The 22,419-nt window shown below is 56.1% G+C and carries 20 protein-coding genes; all 20 read left to right on the top strand.

What is annotated here, in order from left to right; translation table 11 throughout:
- Positions 1 to 57: 57 nt before the first annotated feature.
- The 20 genes from mnmG to AB4O45_RS13255 all read left to right on the top strand — a co-directional run bounded on the left by mnmG (position 58) and on the right by AB4O45_RS13255 (position 22,299).
- The gene (gene mnmG, locus AB4O45_RS13350) at positions 58 to 1,956 is read left to right on the top strand and encodes a tRNA uridine-5-carboxymethylaminomethyl(34) synthesis enzyme MnmG (protein ID WP_252868519.1); all 1,899 of its coding nucleotides are present in this window, start codon (positions 58 to 60) and stop codon (positions 1,954 to 1,956) included.
- Positions 1,953 to 2,597 (top strand): 16S rRNA (guanine(527)-N(7))-methyltransferase RsmG, encoded by a 645-nt coding sequence (gene rsmG / locus AB4O45_RS13345; RefSeq protein WP_123441912.1) that lies wholly within the window; start codon positions 1,953 to 1,955, stop codon positions 2,595 to 2,597. The genes mnmG and rsmG overlap by 4 nt, the downstream gene beginning before the upstream one ends.
- 18 nt (positions 2,598 to 2,615) lie before the next feature.
- The gene (locus AB4O45_RS13340) at positions 2,616 to 3,413 is read left to right on the top strand and encodes a ParA family protein (RefSeq protein ID WP_016772400.1); all 798 of its coding nucleotides are present in this window, start codon (positions 2,616 to 2,618) and stop codon (positions 3,411 to 3,413) included.
- A 9-nt stretch (positions 3,414 to 3,422) separates the two neighbouring features.
- On the top strand, positions 3,423 to 4,295 hold the full coding sequence (locus AB4O45_RS13335) for a ParB/RepB/Spo0J family partition protein (RefSeq protein WP_007960777.1): 873 nt from the start codon (positions 3,423 to 3,425) through the stop codon (positions 4,293 to 4,295).
- 148 nt (positions 4,296 to 4,443) lie between these two features.
- Entirely contained in the window at positions 4,444 to 4,851 is a 408-nt protein-coding gene (locus AB4O45_RS13330; protein WP_016772401.1) for a F0F1 ATP synthase subunit I, read from the top strand.
- A gap of 16 nt (positions 4,852 to 4,867) precedes the next feature.
- Positions 4,868 to 5,737 carry a F0F1 ATP synthase subunit A gene (gene atpB, locus AB4O45_RS13325; RefSeq protein WP_016772402.1) on the top strand — a complete coding sequence of 290 codons (870 nt, stop codon included), beginning with the start codon at positions 4,868 to 4,870 and terminating at the stop codon, positions 5,735 to 5,737.
- Positions 5,738 to 5,870: 133 nt separating this feature from the next.
- The gene (gene atpE / locus AB4O45_RS13320; protein WP_003097235.1) at positions 5,871 to 6,128 is read left to right on the top strand and encodes a F0F1 ATP synthase subunit C; all 258 of its coding nucleotides are present in this window, start codon (positions 5,871 to 5,873) and stop codon (positions 6,126 to 6,128) included.
- 58 nt (positions 6,129 to 6,186) lie between these two features.
- Positions 6,187 to 6,657, top strand: a complete 471-nt coding sequence (locus AB4O45_RS13315) for a F0F1 ATP synthase subunit B (protein WP_016772403.1) — start codon at positions 6,187 to 6,189, stop codon at positions 6,655 to 6,657.
- Between the two features lie 12 nt (positions 6,658 to 6,669).
- Positions 6,670 to 7,206 (top strand): F0F1 ATP synthase subunit delta, encoded by a 537-nt coding sequence (locus AB4O45_RS13310; RefSeq protein WP_016772404.1) that lies wholly within the window; start codon positions 6,670 to 6,672, stop codon positions 7,204 to 7,206.
- Between the two features lie 21 nt (positions 7,207 to 7,227).
- Positions 7,228 to 8,772, top strand: a complete 1,545-nt coding sequence (atpA, locus tag AB4O45_RS13305) for a F0F1 ATP synthase subunit alpha (protein WP_016772405.1) — start codon at positions 7,228 to 7,230, stop codon at positions 8,770 to 8,772.
- Between the two features lie 50 nt (positions 8,773 to 8,822).
- The gene (gene atpG / locus AB4O45_RS13300) at positions 8,823 to 9,683 is read left to right on the top strand and encodes a F0F1 ATP synthase subunit gamma (RefSeq protein ID WP_056791102.1); all 861 of its coding nucleotides are present in this window, start codon (positions 8,823 to 8,825) and stop codon (positions 9,681 to 9,683) included.
- Between the two features lie 27 nt (positions 9,684 to 9,710).
- Positions 9,711 to 11,090, top strand: a complete 1,380-nt coding sequence (gene atpD, locus AB4O45_RS13295) for a F0F1 ATP synthase subunit beta (protein WP_016772406.1) — start codon at positions 9,711 to 9,713, stop codon at positions 11,088 to 11,090.
- Positions 11,091 to 11,135: 45 nt separating this feature from the next.
- Positions 11,136 to 11,561 carry a F0F1 ATP synthase subunit epsilon gene (locus AB4O45_RS13290; protein ID WP_016772407.1) on the top strand — a complete coding sequence of 142 codons (426 nt, stop codon included), beginning with the start codon at positions 11,136 to 11,138 and terminating at the stop codon, positions 11,559 to 11,561.
- Between the two features lie 118 nt (positions 11,562 to 11,679).
- Complete coding sequence (glmU, locus tag AB4O45_RS13285; protein WP_056791096.1) at positions 11,680 to 13,047, top strand: bifunctional UDP-N-acetylglucosamine diphosphorylase/glucosamine-1-phosphate N-acetyltransferase GlmU; 1,368 nt, start codon at positions 11,680 to 11,682, stop codon at positions 13,045 to 13,047.
- Between the two features lie 208 nt (positions 13,048 to 13,255).
- Positions 13,256 to 14,032: a DeoR/GlpR family DNA-binding transcription regulator gene (locus AB4O45_RS13280; RefSeq protein WP_016772409.1), complete on the top strand. Its 777-nt coding sequence runs from the start codon at positions 13,256 to 13,258 to the stop codon at positions 14,030 to 14,032.
- 2 nt (positions 14,033 to 14,034) lie between these two features.
- The gene (glmS, locus tag AB4O45_RS13275) at positions 14,035 to 15,867 is read left to right on the top strand and encodes a glutamine--fructose-6-phosphate transaminase (isomerizing) (RefSeq protein WP_212617527.1); all 1,833 of its coding nucleotides are present in this window, start codon (positions 14,035 to 14,037) and stop codon (positions 15,865 to 15,867) included.
- A 281-nt stretch (positions 15,868 to 16,148) separates the two neighbouring features.
- Positions 16,149 to 17,003 (top strand): TnsA endonuclease N-terminal domain-containing protein, encoded by an 855-nt coding sequence (locus tag AB4O45_RS13270; RefSeq protein WP_460161491.1) that lies wholly within the window; start codon positions 16,149 to 16,151, stop codon positions 17,001 to 17,003.
- Positions 17,000 to 19,168, top strand: coding sequence for a Mu transposase C-terminal domain-containing protein (locus tag AB4O45_RS13265; protein WP_460161490.1), 2,169 nt, complete (start codon positions 17,000 to 17,002; stop codon positions 19,166 to 19,168). The genes AB4O45_RS13270 and AB4O45_RS13265 overlap by 4 nt, the downstream gene beginning before the upstream one ends.
- The gene (locus tag AB4O45_RS13260; RefSeq protein WP_056854276.1) at positions 19,165 to 20,616 is read left to right on the top strand and encodes an ATP-binding protein; all 1,452 of its coding nucleotides are present in this window, start codon (positions 19,165 to 19,167) and stop codon (positions 20,614 to 20,616) included. The genes AB4O45_RS13265 and AB4O45_RS13260 overlap by 4 nt, the downstream gene beginning before the upstream one ends.
- A gap of 15 nt (positions 20,617 to 20,631) precedes the next feature.
- Positions 20,632 to 22,299, top strand: a complete 1,668-nt coding sequence (locus AB4O45_RS13255; RefSeq protein WP_056854277.1) for a TnsD family Tn7-like transposition protein — start codon at positions 20,632 to 20,634, stop codon at positions 22,297 to 22,299.
- Positions 22,300 to 22,419: the final 120 nt, after the last annotated feature.

Here is a 22,419-nt window from a genome sequence, read left to right as displayed (position 1 = left end):
AGAAACCTGGTTTCAATATTTCCTGAATGACCTACTTAAGCAGGCACGAGGTGCGTGGTGGATTTCCCTTCCCGTTTTGAAGTGATCGTCATCGGCGGCGGTCATGCCGGTACCGAGGCAGCACTGGCGTCAGCACGCATGGGGGCAAAAACCCTGTTGCTGACGCATAACGTGGAAACCCTCGGCGCCATGAGTTGCAACCCGGCCATCGGTGGCATCGGCAAAAGCCATCTGGTCAAGGAAATCGATGCCCTCGGCGGCGCGATGGCCATGGCTACCGACAAGGGCGGCATCCAGTTTCGTGTGTTGAACAGCCGCAAAGGCCCGGCAGTACGGGCGACCCGTGCGCAAGCCGACCGGATTCTCTACAAGGCCGCTGTCCGCGAAATCCTGGAAAACCAGCCGAACCTGTGGATATTTCAACAGGCTGCTGACGACCTGATCGTTGAGCAGGAGCGAGTCCGTGGTGTTGTCACACAGATGGGTCTGCGCTTCTTCGCCGATTCCGTGGTGTTGACCACTGGTACCTTCCTCGGTGGACTTATCCACATTGGTTTGCAGAATTTCTCTGGCGGTCGCGCGGGTGATCCACCGTCGATTGCTCTGGCCCACCGTCTGCGTGAGTTGCCATTGCGTGTCGGGCGCCTGAAAACCGGTACACCGCCGCGTATTGATGGCAAATCTGTGGATTTCTCGGTGATGACCGAGCAACCGGGTGACACTCCGATCCCGGTGATGTCGTTCATGGGCAGCAAGGAGCAGCATCCGCGCCAGGTCAGTTGCTGGATCACCCATACCAACGCGCGTACCCACGAAATCATCGCGGCGAATCTTGATCGTTCGCCGATGTATTCCGCTGCCGGTGAAATCGAAGGTGTCGGCCCGCGTTATTGCCCGTCGATCGAAGACAAGATTCATCGCTTTGCCGACAAGGAAAGCCATCAGGTGTTCATCGAACCGGAAGGTCTGACCACCCATGAGCTGTATCCGAACGGGATATCCACAAGCCTGCCGTTCGACGTGCAATTGCAGATCGTGCAGTCGATCCGCGGTATGGAAAACGCGCACATCGTGCGTCCGGGTTATGCGATCGAGTACGACTACTTCGATCCCCGCGATCTGAAGTACAGTCTGGAAACCAAAGTCATCGGCGGTCTGTTCTTCGCCGGGCAGATCAACGGCACCACCGGTTACGAAGAAGCCGGCGCTCAAGGTCTGCTCGCCGGCGCCAACGCTGCGCTGCGGGCCAAGGGCAAAGAAGCCTGGTGTCCGCGCCGCGATGAAGCGTACATCGGCGTTCTGGTCGACGACCTGATCACCCTCGGTACCCAAGAGCCGTACCGCATGTTCACCTCTCGCGCCGAGTACCGCCTGATTCTGCGCGAAGACAACGCCGACCTGCGCCTGACCGAAAAAGGTCGCGAACTCGGTCTGGTCGATGACGCGCGCTGGGCGGCCTTCTGCAAGAAACGCGAAAGCATCGAGCTTGAAGAGCAGCGCCTGAAAAGCACTTGGGTGCGGCCAAATACTCCGCAGGGCGATGCTATTGCTGACAAGTTCGGCACGCCGCTGACCCACGAATACAACTTGCTCAACCTGTTGAGCCGTCCGGAAATCGATTACGCCGGTCTGGTCGAAGTGACCGGGCAGGGCGCCGAAGATCCACAGGTCGCCGAGCAGGTTGAGATCAAGACCAAATACGCCGGTTACATCGACCGCCAACAGGACGAAATCGCTCGTCTGCGTGCCAGCGAAGACACAAAATTGCCTGTGGATATCGATTACACCAACATCTCCGGTCTGTCCAAGGAGATCCAGAGCAAGCTCGGCGCCACACGTCCCGAAACGCTGGGCCAGGCTTCGCGGATCCCGGGCGTGACCCCGGCAGCGATTTCGCTGTTGATGATTCATTTGAAAAAACGCGGCGCGGGCCGTCAGTTGGAGCAAAGCGCTTGAGTGCCAAGGTCACTTCGCAACACGCCGAAGAGTTATCCACAGGAGCCCGCGAGCTCGGTGTCAATCTCACAGAAACTCAGCACGCATTGCTGCTGGGTTATCTGGCCCTGTTGATCAAATGGAACCAGGCCTACAACCTGACCGCTGTGCGCGATCCGGACGAAATGGTTTCGCGGCACTTGCTCGATAGTCTCAGCGTGATGTCGTTTATCGAAAACGGTCGCTGGCTCGATGTCGGCAGTGGTGGTGGCATGCCTGGTATTCCGCTGGCGATCCTGTATCCGGACTCGCAGGTGACCTGTCTGGACAGCAATGGCAAGAAAACCCGCTTTCTGACTCAGGTCAAACTGGAGCTGAAGCTGGATAACCTGCAAGTTATCCACAGTCGCGTCGAAGCGTTTCAGCCTGCGCAACCATTCAACGGGATCATTTCCCGGGCCTTCAGCAGCATGGAAAACTTTACCAACTGGACGCGTCACCTCGGCGATGCCGATACACGCTGGCTGGCAATGAAGGGCGTTCATCCGGCCGATGAGCTGGTAGCATTGCCGGCAGATTTCAAACTCGATAGCGAACACGCCCTGGCCGTCCCCGGTTGCCAAGGCCAACGCCATCTGCTGATACTGCGCCGCACGGCATGATTGGGAACACAAGCAAGAATGGCTAAGGTATTCGCGATAGCGAACCAGAAGGGTGGTGTGGGCAAAACCACCACCTGCATCAACCTCGCAGCATCCCTGGTCGCGACCAAGCGCCGGGTGCTGTTGATCGATCTCGATCCACAGGGCAACGCCACCATGGGTAGCGGTGTGGATAAACATGGTCTGGAAAACTCGGTCTACGATCTGCTGATCGGTGAATGCGACCTGGGTCAGGCCATGCACTTCTCCGAGCACGGCGGTTATCAATTGCTGCCGGCCAACCGCGATCTGACCGCGGCCGAAGTGGTGCTGCTGGAAATGCAGATGAAGGAAAGCCGTCTGCGCAGCGCGCTGGCGCCGATCCGTGACAACTACGATTACATTTTGATCGACTGCCCACCGTCGCTGTCGATGCTCACACTCAACGCACTGGTCGCCGCTGACGGGGTGATTATCCCCATGCAGTGCGAATACTTTGCGCTGGAAGGTTTGAGCGACCTTGTGGATAACATCAAGCGCATCGCCGAGCTGCTCAACCCGAACCTGAAAGTCGAAGGCCTGCTGCGGACCATGTACGACCCGCGCTTGAGCCTGATGAACGATGTTTCGGCGCAGCTCAAGGAGCACTTCGGCGATCAGCTGTACGACACGGTGATCCCGCGCAACATTCGCTTGGCCGAAGCACCGAGCTACGGCATGCCGGCGCTGGCTTACGACAAGCAATCGCGTGGTGCCCTGGCCTATCTGGCTCTGGCAGGCGAGATGGTTCGTCGTCAGCGCAAAAATTCACGCATTGCTGCTGCTCAGCCAACTTAAGGAATCCCCATGGCCGTCAAGAAACGAGGTCTCGGACGTGGACTCGATGCACTGCTGAGTGGTCCGACGGTCAGCGCGCTGGAAGAACAAGCCGCGCAGGCCGACACCCGCGAACTGCAACACCTGCCGCTGGACCTGCTGCAGCGTGGCAAATATCAGCCGCGCCGTGACATGGACCCGCAGGCCCTGGAAGAGCTGGCGCAGTCGATCAAGGCCCAAGGCGTGATGCAGCCGATCGTGGTACGCCCGATTGGTGGCGGCCGGTTTGAGATCATTGCCGGTGAACGCCGCTGGCGCGCCAGTCAGCAGGCCGGGCAGGAAACCATCCCGGCGATGGTTCGCGATGTGCCGGATGAAACCGCCATTGCGATTGCGCTGATCGAGAACATCCAGCGTGAAGACCTCAACCCGATCGAAGAAGCCGTCGCCTTGCAGCGCTTGCAGCAGGAATTCCAGCTGACTCAGCAACAGGTTGCCGAGGCTGTGGGTAAGTCGCGGGTGACTGTGGCTAACCTGTTGCGACTTATTGCACTGCCCGAAGTGATCAAGACCATGCTGTCGCACGGTGACCTGGAAATGGGTCACGCGCGTGCCTTGCTCGGTCTGCCGGACAATCAGCAGGTCGAAGGGGCGCGACATGTTGTCGCACGAGGGCTGACTGTGCGCCAAACCGAGGCACTGGTTCGCCAGTGGTTGAGTGGCAAACCGGAGCCTGTGGAAGCTGCCAAACCCGACCCGGACATCGCTCGCCTCGAGCAGCGCCTGGCCGAGCGCCTAGGCTCTGCGGTGCAGATTCGCCATGGCAAGAAGGGCAAAGGCCAATTGGTGATTGGTTATAACTCGCTCGACGAGCTTCAAGGTGTGCTCGCACACATCCGCTGAAACATTTCCTCATGTAGCGCGCAGTCGGAAATCACTACCTGACAGTTGAATAGGGGCAGAACCGCCCCTATACTCTGCGCGCATTTTGTCGGCACAAATTATGCCAAGTTATTGAATTTCGGCAGCCGACCATTGGAGAGCAACTGTGATGGAAACCCGCACGCCAAACCGCTTGCCTTTCCATCGCCTGGCGGTTTTTCCGGTGTTGATGGCTCAATTTGTCATTCTGCTCATTGCCGCTTTGGCGCTCTGGCAATGGCATGGAGTCGTTGCCGGATACTCGGGACTTTGCGGAGGCCTGATAGCCTTGCTGCCCAATGTTTATTTCGCTCACAGGGCATTCCGGTTTTCCGGCGCCCGAGCAGCCCAGTCCATCGTCCGGTCTTTTTATGCCGGCGAGGCAGGCAAACTTATTTTGACGGCAGTGCTGTTTGCACTGGTGTTCGCAGGTGTGAAGCCACTGGCGCCGATCGCAGTATTCGGCGTGTTCGTGCTGACGCAGTCGGTCAGCTGGTTCGCTCCCCTGCTGATGAGAACAAGACTTTCGAGACCTTAGGGCGTTTGAGGCAACCATGGCAGAGACAACCGCTTCGGGCTATATCCAGCACCACTTGCAGAACCTGACTTTCGGTCAGCTACCCAACGGCGGCTGGGGCTTTGCCCACACCGCAGCAGAAGCCAAGGAAATGGGCTTCTGGGCTTTCCACGTCGATACCCTCGGCTGGTCGGTCGCGCTGGGTCTGATCTTCGTTCTTCTTTTCCGCATGGCGGCAAAGAAAGCGACTTCGGGTCAGCCGGGTGCCTTGCAGAACTTCGTTGAAGTATTGGTCGAATTCGTCGATGGCAGCGTGAAAGACAGCTTCCATGGCCGTAGCCCGGTGATTGCACCGCTGGCACTGACCATCTTCGTCTGGGTGTTCCTGATGAACGCCGTCGACCTGGTACCGGTCGACTGGATTCCTCAGCTGGCCATCCTGATCTCCGGCGATGCCCACATCCCGTTCCGCGCCGTGTCGACTACCGACCCGAACGCGACTCTGGGCATGGCGTTCTCGGTGTTCGCACTGATCATTTTCTACAGCATCAAGGTCAAGGGCATCGGCGGCTTCATCGGCGAACTGACCCTGCACCCGTTCGGCAGCAAGAACATCTTCGTTCAGGCCCTGCTGATCCCGGTGAACTTCCTGCTGGAATTCGTCACCCTGATCGCCAAGCCGATCTCTCTGGCTCTGCGTCTGTTCGGCAACATGTATGCCGGCGAGCTGGTGTTCATTCTGATCGCTGTGATGTTCGGCAGCGGCCTGCTCTGGCTCAGCGGCCTGGGCGTTGTTCTGCAGTGGGCGTGGGCTGTATTCCACATCCTGATCATCACCCTGCAGGCGTTCATCTTCATGATGCTGACCATCGTCTACCTGTCGATGGCGCACGAAGAAAACCATTAAGACCAGTCTCGACTAGTCTGATGTTCCTCCCGGTCAAACGGGAGGGAGCTCCTTGCGGGGCAGCTGAAACGATTTGTTTTACCGCTTTAATCTAAAAAACCTAAACCATACGACGTAAAAGTCGGGAGGAAAGATGGAAACTGTAGTTGGTCTAACCGCTATCGCTGTTGCACTGTTGATCGGCCTGGGCGCACTGGGTACCGCAATTGGTTTCGGCCTGCTGGGCGGCAAGTTCCTGGAAGGCGCAGCGCGTCAGCCAGAAATGGTTCCAATGCTGCAAGTAAAAATGTTCATCGTTGCCGGTCTGCTCGACGCCGTAACCATGATCGGTGTTGGTATCGCTCTGTTCTTCACCTTTGCGAACCCGTTCGTTGGTCAGATCGCTGGCTGATTACTCGGATCTTCCGGGTAATTTGGTGTGATGGACAACGTAACTGCGAGGTGTTGGCGTGAACATTAATGCGACCCTGATTGGCCAGTCCGTTGCGTTCCTGATTTTTGTACTGTTCTGCATGAAGTATGTATGGCCTCCGGTCATCGCTGCTCTGCACGAACGTCAAAAGAAGATCGCTGATGGTCTGGACGCTGCCAGCCGTGCAGCTCGCGACCTGGAGTTGGCCCAAGAGAAAGCGGGTCAGCAACTGCGCGAAGCGAAAGCTCAGGCAGCTGAAATCATCGAGCAAGCCAAGAAACGCGGTAACCAGATCGTCGAAGAGGCTGTTGAAAAAGCCCGTATCGACGCTGACCGTGTGAAGGTTCAGGCTCAAGCCGAGATCGAACAGGAACTGAACAGCGTCAAAGACAAGCTGCGTGCCCAAGTGGGCTTGCTGGCTGTTGGCGGCGCCGAGAAGATCCTGGGTGCCACAATCGATCAAAACGCGCACGCAGAGCTGGTTAACCAACTGGCTGCTGAAATCTAAGCGAGGGCGATCATGGCAGAACTGACCACGTTGGCCCGACCTTACGCTAAGGCGGCCTTCGAGCACGCTCAGGCCCACCAGCAACTGGCCAATTGGTCAGCCATGCTCGGCCTGGCAGCAGCGGTGTCGCAAGACGACACCCTGCAGCGCGTGCTCAAGGCCCCGCGACTGACGAGCGCAGAAAAGGCCGCCACGTTCATTGACGTGTGCGGCGACAAGTTTGATGAAAAGGCACGCAATTTCATCAACGTCGTTGCCGAGAACGACCGTCTCCTGCTTCTGCCGGAGATCGCCGCTCTGTTCGACCTGTACAAGGCCGAACAAGAGAAATCGGTAGACGTTGAAGTGACCAGTGCATTTGCATTGAACCAAGAACAGCAAGACAAACTCGCCAAGGTTCTCAGTGCACGACTCAACCGGGAAGTGCGCCTGCAAGTTGCGGAGGACGCTGCCTTGATTGGTGGTGTCGTGATCCGCGCCGGCGACCTGGTTATCGATGGCTCGATTCGCGGCAAAATCGCGAAACTTGCCGAAGCATTGAAATCTTGAGTTTGAAGGGGCAGCAGAGCAATGCAGCAACTCAATCCTTCCGAAATAAGTGAAATTATCAAGGGCCGCATCGACAAGCTCGATGTGACCTCCCAAGCCCGTAACGAAGGCACTGTCGTCAGCGTATCTGACGGCATCGTGCGGATTCACGGTCTGGCCGACGTCATGTACGGCGAGATGATCGAGTTTCCGGGCGGCGTCTACGGTATGGCCCTCAACCTGGAGCAGGACTCCGTAGGTGCCGTGGTATTGGGCTCCTACCAGTCGCTGGCTGAAGGCATGAGCGCCAAGTGCACCGGCCGCATCCTCGAAGTTCCTGTTGGTAAGGAATTGCTGGGCCGCGTAGTCGATGCTCTGGGTAACCCTGTTGACGGCAAAGGTCCACTGGGCAACACCGAGACCGACGCGGTCGAGAAAGTTGCTCCAGGCGTGATCTGGCGTAAGTCGGTAGACCAGCCTGTACAGACTGGCTACAAGGCTGTCGATGCCATGATCCCTGTCGGCCGTGGCCAGCGTGAGCTGATCATCGGTGACCGTCAGATCGGTAAAACCGCTCTGGCGATCGACGCGATCATCAACCAGAAAGACAGCGGCATTTTCTGCGTCTACGTAGCCATCGGTCAGAAGCAATCGACCATCGCCAACGTGGTTCGCAAGCTGGAAGAAAACGGCGCCCTGGCCAACACGATCATCGTGGCTGCCAGTGCTTCGGAATCTCCTGCGCTGCAATTCCTGGCACCGTACTCCGGTTGCACCATGGGTGAATTCTTCCGCGACCGCGGTGAAGACGCGCTGATCGTTTATGACGATCTGTCCAAGCAGGCAGTGGCTTACCGCCAGATTTCCCTGCTGCTGCGCCGTCCACCAGGCCGTGAAGCTTACCCAGGCGACGTGTTCTATCTCCACTCCCGTCTGCTGGAGCGCGCATCCCGCGTTTCGGAAGAATACGTAGAGAAGTTCACCAACGGCGCAGTGACCGGCAAAACCGGTTCCCTGACCGCACTGCCGATCATCGAAACCCAGGCTGGCGACGTTTCCGCGTTCGTTCCGACCAACGTGATTTCCATCACCGACGGTCAGATCTTCCTGGAATCGGCCATGTTCAACTCGGGCATCCGCCCTGCAGTGAACGCCGGTGTTTCGGTATCCCGTGTGGGTGGTGCCGCTCAGACCAAGATCATCAAGAAGCTCTCCGGTGGTATCCGTACCGCTCTGGCTCAGTACCGTGAACTGGCGGCATTCGCTCAGTTCGCTTCTGACCTGGACGAAGCGACCCGCAAGCAACTTGAGCATGGTCAGCGCGTTACCGAGCTGATGAAGCAGAAGCAATACGCACCAATGTCGATCGCTGACATGGCGCTGTCGCTGTATGCCGCTGAGCGTGGGTTCCTGACTGACATTGAAATCGCCAAGGTCGGCAGCTTCGAACAAGCGCTGATTGCTTTCTTCAACCGCGATCACGCCGATTTGATGGCCAAGATCAACGTTAAAGGTGACTTCAATGACGAAATCGACGCTGGCATGAAAGCCGGTATCGAGAAGTTCAAGGCCACCCAAACCTGGTAAGCCGCAGCGGGAGCCGCGAGGCTCCCGCTTGCTAACCTGATAGGTGTTACATGGCAGGCGCAAAAGAGATTCGCAGTAAGATTGCGAGCATCAAAAGCACGCAAAAGATTACCAGCGCCATGGAAAAAGTGGCGGTCAGCAAAATGCGCAAGGCACAAATGCGCATGGCTGCTAGCCGTCCTTATGCGGAGCGTATCCGCCAGGTAATTGGGCATCTGGCCAACGCCAACCCGGAATACCGCCACCCGTTCATGATCGACCGCGAAATCAAGCGCGTCGGTTATGTCGTCGTGAGCAGTGACCGTGGTCTGTGCGGCGGCTTGAACACCAACCTGTTCAAGGCCCTGGTCAAGGACATGGCGTTAAACCGCGAAAACGGCGTCGAGATTGATCTGTGTGTAGTCGGTAGCAAGGGTGCGGCCTTTTTCCGCAACTTCGGCGGTAACGTCGTTGCAGCTATCAGCCACCTGGGTGAAGAGCCGTCGATCAATGATCTGATCGGCAGCGTCAAGGTGATGCTGGATGCCTACCTGGACGGCCGTATCGACCGCCTGTCCGTGGTGTCCAACAAGTTCATCAACACCATGACACAACAGCCTACCGTGGAGCAGTTGATTCCACTGGTGGCAACCCCGGATCAGGATCTCAAGCACCACTGGGACTATCTCTACGAACCGGACGCCAAAGAGCTGCTTGACGGCTTGATGGTCCGTTACGTCGAGTCGCAGGTCTACCAGGCGGTGGTCGAGAACAACGCGGCTGAACAGGCTGCGCGGATGATCGCGATGAAGAACGCTACCGACAACGCCGGTGATTTGATCAGCGATTTGCAGCTGATCTACAACAAGGCGCGTCAGGCTGCGATCACCCAAGAGATCTCGGAAATCGTCGGCGGCGCTGCCGCGGTTTAACGGTTCAAATATTCAGAGGATCCAGCTATGAGTAGCGGACGTATCGTTCAAATCATCGGCGCCGTTATCGACGTGGAATTTCCACGCGACAGCGTACCGAGCATCTACAACGCGCTGACTGTACAAAGCGCGGCCGCAACCACCCTGGAAGTTCAGCAGCAGCTGGGCGACGGCGTGGTGCGTACCATTGCGATGGGTTCCACCGAGGGCTTGAAGCGCGGTCTGGAAGTCACCGACTCTGGCGCAGCCATCTCCGTACCGGTCGGTAAAGCGACCCTGGGCCGGATCATGGACGTCCTCGGTAACCCGATCGACGAAGCTGGCCCGATCGACACCGAAGAGCGCTGGGGCATTCACCGCGCAGCACCTTCGTTCGCCGAGCAAGCAGGCGGCAACGACCTGCTGGAAACCGGCATCAAGGTTATCGACCTGGTCTGCCCGTTCGCCAAGGGCGGTAAAGTCGGTCTGTTCGGTGGTGCCGGTGTAGGCAAAACCGTAAACATGATGGAACTGATCCGTAACATCGCCATCGAGCACAGCGGTTATTCCGTGTTCGCCGGTGTGGGTGAGCGTACTCGTGAGGGTAACGACTTCTACCACGAGATGAAGGACTCCAACGTTCTGGACAAAGTGGCACTGGTTTACGGTCAGATGAACGAGCCGCCGGGAAACCGTCTGCGCGTAGCACTGACCGGCCTGACCATGGCCGAGAAGTTCCGTGACGAAGGTAACGACGTTCTGCTGTTCGTCGACAACATCTATCGTTACACCCTGGCCGGTACTGAAGTATCCGCACTGCTGGGCCGTATGCCTTCGGCAGTAGGTTACCAGCCGACCCTGGCTGAAGAGATGGGCGTTCTGCAGGAACGTATCACTTCGACCAAGGAAGGTTCGATCACCTCGATCCAGGCGGTATACGTACCTGCGGACGACTTGACCGACCCGTCGCCAGCGACCACCTTCGCCCACTTGGACGCCACCGTCGTTCTGTCCCGTGACATCGCTTCCCTGGGTATCTACCCGGCGGTAGATCCACTGGATTCGACTTCGCGCCAGCTGGACCCGAACGTGATCGGTCAGGACCACTACGACACCGCTCGCGGCGTTCAGTATGTTCTGCAGCGTTACAAAGAGCTGAAAGACATCATCGCGATCCTGGGTATGGACGAGCTGTCGGAAGCCGACAAACAGTTGGTTAACCGTGCTCGTAAGATCCAGCGCTTCTTGTCGCAGCCGTTCTTCGTGGCTGAAGTCTTCACCGGTGCTTCGGGTAAATACGTTTCCCTGAAAGACACCATTGCTGGCTTCAAAGGCATCCTCAACGGTGACTACGACCACCTGCCAGAACAAGCGTTCTACATGGTTGGCGGCATCGAAGAAGCGATCGAAAAAGCCAAGAAACTGTAATCCCGGCGCCCGGCAACGGGCGCTAATTTAGGTTGAGGCAATCAGATGGCTATGACAGTCCATTGCGATATCGTCAGCGCGGAAGGGGAAATCTTTTCCGGCCTGGTCGAGATGGTGATTGCGCACGGTGCACTGGGTGATCTTGGTATCGCTCTGGGTCACGCGCCGCTGATCACTAATCTCAAGCCGGGTCCGATCCGCCTGATCAAGCAAGGCGGGGAAGCCGAGGTGTTCTACATCTCCGGTGGTTTCCTCGAGGTTCAGCCGAACATGGTCAAGGTACTTGCCGATACCGTGCAACGTGCCGCCGACCTGGATGAAGCTCAGGCTCAGGCAGCTCTCAAGGCTGCCGAGAATGCCCTGAACGAAAAAGGCGCGGACTTCGATTACGGCGCCGCTGCCACTCGTCTGGCCGAGGCTGCAGCCCAGCTGCGCACCGTCCAGCAGATCCGCAAGAAGTTTGGCGGTTAATCCGTCATCCGCTTGTTGTGCGATTGATAAAAAAGGGTAGCCTCGGCTACCCTTTTTTCTTTTCCGAATTCCCACAAACCGGTCGCAGTTGCTGACCACCCAGGATTGGTAGCCAGTCATGTCTCTCGAAATCGTTATCCTCGCGGCCGGTCAAGGCACTCGCATGCGCTCGGCGCTGCCCAAAGTGCTGCACCCGATTGCCGGCAACTCCATGCTCGGCCATGTTATCCACAGCGCCCGGCAACTTGATCCACAGCGCATCCACGTAGTGATCGGGCACGGTGCCGATGTGGTGCGTGAGCGTCTGGCAGCTGATGACCTGAATTTCGTGTTGCAGGACAAGCAACTGGGCACTGGCCATGCCACCGCCCAGGCGGTGCCGTTCATTGATGCCGACACTGTGCTGATTCTTTACGGCGATGTGCCGCTGATTGAAGTCGAAACCCTGCAACGTCTGCTCAAGCATGTCGTGCCGGGCCAGATGGGTTTGCTCACTGTCGAGCTGGATGACCCGACCGGTTACGGCCGCATCGTGCGTGATGCTGACGGCAAGGTCGCGGCAATCGTCGAGCACAAAGACGCCAGCGAAGCGCAACGTGCGATCACCGAAGGCAACACCGGCATCCTCGCTGTGCCGGCCAATCGCCTGGCGGACTGGATGAGTCGCCTGTCGAACAATAACGCGCAGGGCGAGTACTACCTTACCGACGTGATCGAAATGGCGGTCAGCGATGGTCTGGTGGTTGCCACCGAACAGCCGCACGACCCGATGGAAGTGCAGGGCGCCAACGATCGCAAGCAGCTCTCTGAACTGGAGCGTCATTACCAGTTGCGCGCCGGCCGCCGCCTGATGGCTGAGGGCGTGACCCTGCGTGACCCGGCCCGCTTCGACGTACGCGGCGAAGTCAGCGTCGGTCGCGATGTGCTGATCGACATCAACGTGATCCTCGAAGGCAAGGTCATCATCGAAGACGACGTACAGATCGGCCCGAACTGCGTGATCAAGGACAGCACCCTGCGCAAAGGCGTGGTAATCAAGGCCAACAGTCATATAGAAGGCGCCATTCTCGGTGAAGGCAGTGACGCTGGTCCCTTCGCGCGGTTACGCCCGGGCACTGTGCTCGAAGCGCGCGCCCATGTGGGTAACTTCGTTGAGCTGAAAAATGCACACATGGGCGAAGGTGCCAAGGCTGGCCATCTGACCTATCTGGGCGATGCCGAAATCGGCGCACGCACCAATATCGGTGCCGGCACCATCACCTGCAACTACGATGGCGCCAACAAGTGGAAAACCGTGCTGGGTGCTGATGTGTTCATCGGTTCCAACAACTCGCTGGTCGCGCCTGTGGATATCTCCAACGGTGCAACCACTGCAGCCGGCTCGACCATCACGCAAAATGTGGATAACGCTCAGCTGGCGGTTGGCCGAGCCCGTCAGAAGAACATTGACGGCTGGAAGCGGCCGGAAAAAATCAAAAAATCCTGATTTATCCACAATCCCCTGTAGGAGCGAGCCTGCTCGCGAATGCGGTCTCTCAGTCACGTCTTGAGTGGCTAAGACTCCCCCTTTCGCGATCGGGCTCGCTCCCACAGTCATTTCAATCTTTCTGAATTTTTCTCTTCGTGTCTTGACGGCAACCTTTCGATAGAGTTTCATTGCTTGCGTTATCTTTCGAATCGAAACTTAAGCTGCCATGTCCAAGCGCAATACTCCTCAACGTCGCCATAACATCCTCGCCTTGCTCAATGAGCAGGGCGAAGTCAGTGTCGACGAGCTGGCCAAGCGTTTCGAAACTTCGGAAGTTACGATTCGCAAGGATCTCGCCGCGCTGGAAACCCATGGTCTATTGCTGCGTCGTTACGGCGGTGCGATCACCATGCCGCAAGAGCTGGTCGCAGAAACGGCGCAGAGTATTTCCAAATACAAACAGGCGATCGCTCGCGCGGCGGTCAAACGCATCCGCGAGCACGCGCGCATCATCATCGACAGCGGCAGCACCACCGCCGCGATGATTCCCGAACTGGGCCAGCAACCGGGTCTGGTGGTGATGACCAACTCGCTGCATGTCGCCAATGCCTTGAGCGAACTGGAACACGAGCCGGTGCTGCTGATGACCGGCGGCACTTGGGATCCACACTCGGAATCCTTTCAGGGCCAGGTCGCCGAGCAGGTACTACGCTCTTACGACTTCGATCAACTGTTCATCGGCGCTGACGGCATCGATCTGGTGCGCGGCACCACCACCTTCAATGAACTGCTCGGCCTCAGCCGGGTGATGGCCGACGTTGCGCGAGAAGTGATCGTCATGGTCGAGGCCGACAAGATCGGTCGCAAGATTCCCAACCTGGAGCTGCCCTGGAGCAGCATCCATACCCTCATTACCGATGATCGCCTGTCTGTCGAGGCACGCGATCAGCTTCAGGCCCGCGGGATCACTTTGATCTGTGCGGCTGTCAGTCAGGAGAAATAACCATGTGTGGCATTGTCGGCGCTGTAGCTGAACGTAATATCACCGCCATCCTTCTCGAAGGCCTGAAGCGCCTCGAATACCGCGGCTATGACAGCGCCGGTGTGGCGGTTTATACCAATGACCAGACCCTGGAACGCATGCGCCGTCCGGGCAAGGTCAGCGAACTGGAAACTGCGCTGGCCGAACAGCCGCTGGCCGGCCGTCTCGGTATCGCCCACACCCGTTGGGCTACCCATGGCGCGCCGTGCGAGCGCAATGCCCACCCGCATTTTTCCGGTGACATTGCGGTGGTGCACAACGGCATCATCGAGAACCACGAAGCCCTGCGCGAACAGCTGAAAGCGCTGGGCTATGCGTTCAGCTCGGACACCGACACCGAAGTCATCGCCCACCTGCTGACCCACAAGCTCAAGGAACAACCGGACCTGACTGCCGCGCTCAAAGCGACCGTCAAGGAGCTGCACGGTGCCTACGGTCTGGCAGTGATCAATGCACAGCAACCGGATCGTCTGGTCGCCGCGCGCAGTGGCAGTCCATTGGTGATCGGCCTGGGTCTGGGCGAGAACTTCCTCGCTTCCGACCAACTCGCTCTGCGTCAGGTCACTGACCGCTTCATGTACCTGGAAGAAGGCGATATCGCTGAAATCCGTCGCGACAGCGTGCAGATCTGGGACGTGAACGGCAACGCTGTCGAGCGCCAGACCGTGCAGTACACCGACGGTGCCGAAGCCGCCGACAAGGGCGAGTTCCGCCACTACATGCTCAAGGAAATCCACGAGCAACCGACCGTGGTTCAGCGCACTCTCGAAGGTCGCCTGGGCAACAATCAAGTGCTGGTTGAGGCCTTCGGTCCACAAGCTGCCGAGCTGTTCGCCAAAGTACGCAACGTGCAGATCGTCGCCTGCGGCACCAGCTATCACGCCGGCATGGTCGCGCGTTACTGGCTCGAAGAACTGGCCGGCATCCCGTGCCAGGTGGAAGTCGCCAGCGAATTCCGTTATCGCAAAGTGGTGGTGCAGCCGGACACGCTGTTCGTGACCATCTCGCAGTCCGGCGAAACCGCTGACACCCTCGCGGCCCTGCGCAATGCCAAAGAGCTGGGCTTCCTCGCCAGCCTGGCGATCTGCAACGTCGGCATCAGCTCGCTGGTGCGTGAATCCGACCTGACTCTTTTGACCCAGGCCGGCCGCGAAATCGGTGTGGCCTCGACCAAAGCCTTTACCACGCAACTGGTCGGCCTGTTGCTGCTGACTTTGTCGCTGGGTCAGGTGCGCGGCACTCTGGCCAACGGTGTCGAAGCCACACTCGTCGAAGAACTGCGTCGCCTGCCGACCCGCCTCGGCGAAGCGCTGGCGATGGACAGCACCGTGGAAAAAATCGCCGAGCTGTTTGCCGAGAAAAACCACACCCTGTTCCTCGGCCGCGGCGCGCAATTCCCGGTAGCAATGGAAGGTGCCTTGAAGCTCAAGGAGATCTCCTACATCCATGCCGAAGCCTACCCGGCCGGCGAGCTCAAACACGGGCCGCTGGCACTTGTGGATAACGACATGCCAGTGGTGACCGTCGCGCCGAACAACGAACTGCTGGAGAAGCTCAAATCCAACCTGCAGGAAGTCCGCGCTCGCGGCGGCGAGTTGATCGTGTTCGCGGACGAAAAGGCTGCGATGACCAACGGCGAAGGCACTCACGTGGTGCAGATGCCGCACATCCACGACATTCTCTCGCCGATCCTTTATACGATTCCGCTGCAACTGCTGTCTTACTACGTGGCCGTGCTCAAGGGCACCGACGTTGATCAGCCGCGCAACCTGGCGAAATCGGTCACCGTGGAATAAGTTATCCACCGTTGATCTACGCTCCTGGTTTTGAACAATATAGATTGACACTAATCAATATAGTTTGACACGCGGAAACATAGATTGACACAAGGCTGAAACCCCCGTATCTACGGGGGTTTCTTCTTTCCAGGCTTTCCTTTGGTCTGGATTCATCGCTTCAGTTTTCAGCGGGTGTAGTCTAGAAATGCTTTAAATATGGTCGCTACGGTGGTCATGTTCTTCTACGACTTTTTCTCGGCAAGAGGTGAAGCGGTCCACATCGACTGAGGAGGCGTGGGTTGCGAGGTCGTAAGTTTGCATCACAGCAGGACATTGATCGGCACATTGCAAATGGATTTGGCGGAGGCGCCGGGGCGAGCTACGTGCCTTGGCTGCGGGTACAGGACGTTCCTTCGATCGGTCGTTCGCACAAGATTCAAGGCGTCAAGATCGACAGGATCCATCACTTGCTGTCAGATCTCGAGCGTTCTTACTTCCTTGTGTGTGAATTTTCAGAAGACGTCGTGGATATTCGTGAGCAATACCCATTGCTCCCCTCAGAGCGGGCGCAAGCAATAGCAACGTCTATAGATGTACGCTTCCCCCGGTACCCTAGAACAACGCTACCTTATGTGATGACGACCGACTTTCTACTAACTGTTAAGGACCAGAATGGAAATTTCAAGTCGGTAGCTAGAACTGTGAAGTATCGTTCTGATTTAGTAGGTAAAGGAAATAAACGCACGCTTGAAAAACTTGAGATTGAAAAGCGCTTTTGGCAGGGTCAAGGTGTCGATTGGAAAATCGTCACAGACGAGTTTTTTACACGAGATCTGATTAAAAACCTTGGGCTAATCAGAAAATACTCAAAACTCCCTCGTGATTTAATGAAAGTATCGCTGCATTCTAATTTTATTGATTGCTTGGCAAACAGCCGGGAATATCCGTGGACTTTGGCCACCTGTTTGAGAAAAATTGCATCCCTTCTGTCCATCTCCTATATCGACGCCCAAGCAATATTCTTCCATCTGGTTTGGAATAAGGTACTGAAAATCGACTTGGTAAGCTCTCCTCTACATCTTACTGGGCTAGTTCCTGACTTCGAAGTTATCCAGAACTCTATCGATATTTCGGTGAAGGAGAAAATGTCATGAATTTGTTCGTAAATGACGTTTTTGAGCCTGTTACCGATTTGTCAGTTATTGGTACGATCGTTAGGCTCATTTACCTTGATGAAATGCATGACGTGGCTGTTGTGATTGACCTAGCTGATCCTCCCAGGCAGCCATACGCTATTAGTCTTGAAGAGCTGCATCGATCGGTATCCGGTGGTGATACGAAACCAGTGACCATCGCCACACCCGAGTTCATGCTTGTGCTTGAGGATCAGTTGGACGAGGCAGCCAAGCTGGGCCGAGACGAAAAATGGGCCATCATTGCCCCTCTGCTAGATCCTGACTACCCAGGGCGAATATTCGCACGGGGGGAATTCGGCCCGTTGGTTAGCAAAAGAGCTTCAGACTTGGGGATTCAGCGGAAGAAGATTTATCGGCTTCTTTACCGTTATTGGATCTATGGTCAAATCCGAAACTCCTTGCTTAATAATTATTCAGCGGTAGGTGTTTCCGATAGAAAATATGATCCGAGTAAGCCTCCAGGTCGAAAGCCTAAATTTCAAGGCGTTCTTACGTCGTCCTCCAAGATGCTTAGTGATGTTGATAAAAAGTGTATTCGTGTTGGGTATGCGCTTTACGTGAAAGATAAAAAATCATCTATTTCGAGCGCATATGACGAAATGTTGAGAAGATTCTACTCTGTTCGAGATATCTCGAAAAACAGCGAAGAAGAACTTCATTTGCTTCCGAGTTCAGAAATACCCAGCTTGAGGCAGTTTAGATATTGGGGCCAAATCTTTTTTGACGAAATAGAAACTGAGCGTGGCCGTAAAGGTTTGAGGAGGTGGCTGAAAGACTGCCGCCCGCTTTCAGGTACTGTTCGCGATTGGCTGCGCGGACCATGTCACCAGTTTGAAATCGACGCAACTATTGCCGATATTTATTTGGTCAACAGCTACTCTAGACGGATGCTCATAGGCCGCCCCGTAGTTTATATCGTAGTGGATAGCTTTTCCGGAATGATCGTTGGTCTCTATGTGGGGTTGGAAGGCCCCAGTTGGAATGGGGCGAGGCAGGCGCTATTCAACGCGTTTACTTCAAAGGTCGCGTTTTGCGCGCAGAACGGCGTTGAAATCAACGCAGATGACTGGGATTGTCACCACTTGCCCCACCAGATTTATGCCGACAGGGGCGAGATGCTCTCACTGGCAGCAGAAGGGCTTTCGTCAGGCTTGGGGATTGAGATGGGCACGGCCCCGCCATATCGGCCGGATTGGAAGCCTATGGTAGAGAGTCGGTTTGGCATTTTGAATGATCTGACGGGCATTAGATGGCTACCTGGCGGGGTAGCTGCGCGTGATAAAGAGCGAGGCGAGCGAGACTACCGGCTCGATGCCACCCTCACGCTTAAAGAATTCACACAGATCCTCATCAACTGCGTGCTCCACTATAACCGGCATCATCGTCAGCCTGACCGGCTGACGCAGGCAATGATGAATGACGGCGTTGAACCAACACCCAGCGGAATATGGAGTTGGGCTTGCGAGAACGATCTGGTCGAATCTAACAAACGCCCCGACGAGATGGTTTACCTCCACCTCCTGCCCCGAGAGCGCGCGACCGTTCAAAAGGGTGGAGTGATGTTTCGCGGAATGCACTACGTGTGTGATATGGCCGTAGAGAAAAACTGGTTTGCCAAAGCTCGCAAAGGGGGAGTTTGGTCAATAGAGTGTTGGTTCGATCCGAACTCTGCTGCGCACATTTGGATCCAGGGTGATGCCAAGCAGTTTATCCGTTGTGATCTTCGACAATCGGATGCCAGTTACGCGAACTACCGCTCGGACGAAATTTTTGACCTGCTCGAAGCCTATCGCCAGAAACCACCAGCTCACCGACGAGCTGAGCTGGAAAGCCGTGTGCAGCTTAGCGATCAAGTCCATCAGATCATCACCAATGCCCTTTCTGAAAGAGAGCTGGAGCCTGCTCCTCCCACCAAGGCCGAGGCCACAGGAAACATCCGCGAAAACCGCGCCGAAGAACGGCTCCGTGAGCGTGAAAATGCGGTTGTACCAGCAGGTGTCAGGGCTGAGCCAGCTTCTCAACAATCTGAATCGACGCCGACAGCGCGTGACTCATATGCCGGCGAGCGCACCGCGCAGGTTATCGATTTGCTCAAAAGAATTCGGCCAGGACAGGCGCAATGAAAGGTGCACAGACGTTTGCCAATTACGTCAAACAGGATATTCGTGAGTATGCCGGAAATCCGCTAATTGAAGCTTTGCCTCCAATACTCTCGGAGGCGACGGCTATAGAGCTGATCTCGAATTTTCCTCAGCCGGTGGATCCGAAAGAGCTGAGCCTCGAAGGAGCCACTCGTATTCACTGTATCGACCGTTTGAGAACAGTGGTACAGCCGTTTCTGTTGCACTTGGAACTGGAGGCTCTCTTCTCGCTGCTCATCCGCCGAGGGTATGTTGGGCGTAACCCGATGTCGCCCGCTACCGTCCGGCATTTGCATTCTTTATCCGGTGCTCAGCGTTACCACGATGCGTTCAAATCCACCGCAGAGACATTTACCGTCGTCGGCCTGAGCGGCATTGGGAAGTCGACGGCACTTCACGCCATTTTGAGCCTTTATCCACAGACAATCCGTCATGAGCGCTATGAAGGGAGACAGTTTGTTCATACCCAAATCACTTGGCTGAAGCTTGACTGCCCTCGGGATGGATCACTGGCTGGGTTTTGCCAGCAGTTTTTTTATGCGGTTGGGGATGCTCTAGGGGACAAGGACTACCACAAGCGCTACAGGCACCGAAACATCAATGATGCGCTGCAACAGATGGAGCAGGTGGCGAGTACATTTTTCATCGGCGCCTTGTTGATCGACGAGCTGCAAAACCTCCACCTGGCGAAAACTGGTGGTAAGGAGAGCATGCTGAATTTTTTTCTGCACTTGGTTAACAACATCGGTATTCCGGTCGTTTTCAGTGGCACGAACTCGATGATTAGCCTGTTCTCAGAAGTGATGCGTACGGCCCGCCGAGTCTGTGGAGCCGGTACGCTCGAATTCAAACGCTTCGAGAAAGATGATGAGGAGTGGCGGTTGTTGGTCGAAAATCTTTGGAGCTATCAATGGTGCAAGCAGACCGCTGAGCTGACCGACGAAATTTTAGACACACTGTATGAGCACACCCAAGGTGTCACAGATTTCCTGGTCAAGCTGCTGGTATTGAGTCAGCGATACGCGGTTCAGAGTGGCTCCGAGTGTTTGACTGCCGAGACTTTGGTGAAGGTCAGCAACTCAAAAATGCAGATTCTCAAGCCAGCCCTTTCGGCTCTGCGTAGCCGAGATCCGAAGCGCATGCGGCAGTTCGACGATTTGCTTCCGATTGAGGAGCAACTGAACGAAATGATGGTTTTCGACGGGTTGGCACGAGCGGACCGCCTTTCCTTACTTCGAAGCGTTGTTTCCCGTGAAAAGCCGACAGATGCATCTCCCGCGAAAGAGCGCCAATCGCCGGTTGTTGCTGCAGTGGAAAGCTCAGAGGCTAAATCGTTAAGTGAACACAACAATCCTCTCGATGCGTTGCGAGCTGCGGACTGGCTTAACGAGGATCTATTTGAGTTCTCGCCGATGTATCAAAAAGAGTAAGTAGGGGGTGATGAAGTGCACCTTAAACTCCATTTCTTCCCCACAGCGTTTCCAGACGAAACGCTGCACAGCCTGATTTCTCGCTATGCCAGTCTTTGCGGTGTTCGTAGTATCCGAGCCGCGTTCTCCGGCCTGAAATCGGCGGCGGCATTTTCACAGAATGTCGCCTTCCCAAGTCATCTTAGGGATTTTGTCGAAGCGCTACCCAGCGGTACCGAGCTATCAGTAGCCGAGATTCTTATGCGTCACACGTTATTACCCTACTACGCGCCATTTTTGAGTATGCGCCAGGTAGAACATGCTCGTACGTTGATGACCGCTGATGGCAAAGGCCTGATGCTGAAGCTGGGTGTCAACGCGAGCCGTATTGAATTCGCCTCTAGAGTGCGGTTATGCGAAGAGTGTATTGCCCAAGATCAGGTACAACGGGGGGTCGCTTACTGGCATAGGGTTCACATGCTTCCGGGCGTGCTGGTCTGTCCGCATCACGGCACGTCACTCAGGATCCTTGATCATCGCTGGTCCAGCCGCAACTCTCGACAACTCACACTGCCGAGTGACGAGCATGTCCAAGCACACACGATACCTCTTGATATCCCGTCGGTGTGCAAGCCGCCGCTCCACGATATAGCGTTGCGCTCGCTTCAGATCCTTGAATCTGAAGTCAGTGCGTTGTCGGCAGATACGATGCGCTACACGTTTATGCAAAAGGCAACACAGCTTAATCTTGCCTCTGGAAACCACCGTTTATATCTGCAACTGCTGGCACAGCACATGACCAATTTTTTTGCAGCACTGCCTCGAGATTGGGAGTTTGCTGTACTCGGGAACGTCGGTGGGGATATACCCGCCACATGGGTCACGAAGCTGCTTCGTAAGCCAATCACCTCTCATCATCCGCTCAAATACATTCTGTTAGCCGGTGCACTGGACGTTGACATGGCGAGGTTGCTGCATGAACAACGCCCGCTGGAGCGGGAAGTGGCGTCTGGTCCGAAAACACACATGCGGCTACCCAGGCGCGATCTACCGGAGACGTCGAGTAAAGGACTGGACTGTTCGTTGACCGCTGTATGGGAACATGCCCTTGAGGGAGCTGATGCCAAAAAGATTGCTGCCGTTTTAGGTGTCTCATTGGCGTGCGTCTATCGCCGCATCCGCAGCGTACCTGGCGGTCAAGATGCTTGGAGGAAGGCTCGATTTCAAATTCAGCTATGTGCAAGACGCAGGGTCTTCGAGGCCGATTACCGTTTGCAAAAAGCACATGCGTGCAAGGGGTACGCTTGGCTATATCGAAATGACAAGCAGTGGCTGTCGAGATCAACTACAAACCCCAGTATCCATCGCGCACCCCGAATCAATAGCTCAGAGATGTTCGCTTCTCTCGATAACAGACTAGCCGGGGAAGTACGGCACTGTGCTGATGTACTCTATGGTTTTAAAGGTAAGCCGGTCCGCGTGTCACGTACCAGAATTGGGAGAGAACTTCATGTTCTGTCTCGCTTCGAAAAGCAGCTCAGCAAGCTTCCTCTCTGTGCAGCAGCGCTTGACAAGGTATGTGAATCAGTTGAAGGCTTTCACGAACGGCGTTTACGGTGGGCTAGGCGCAAACTGCTCTCGGAGGGCAAGTCCGTGACGCGTTCTTCGCTCTACAGGCTCGCGAGCATACGGCTAACGGTGTGATCCAGCCGGTAATAAATCATCATTCGACACCCCGCATTCAACTCTTTGTGCCGCAGGGCATTCCACAAAAATCCGTTTACTTCTCAAAAATAGCTGGCATTAAGCTACGTAGGTCGCGAT

The sequence above is a fragment of the Pseudomonas sp. S2_B10 genome (assembly GCF_054668425.1).
The sequence above is the reverse complement of the archived record's forward strand: the minus strand, read 5'-3'. Positions and strand labels throughout refer to the sequence as shown.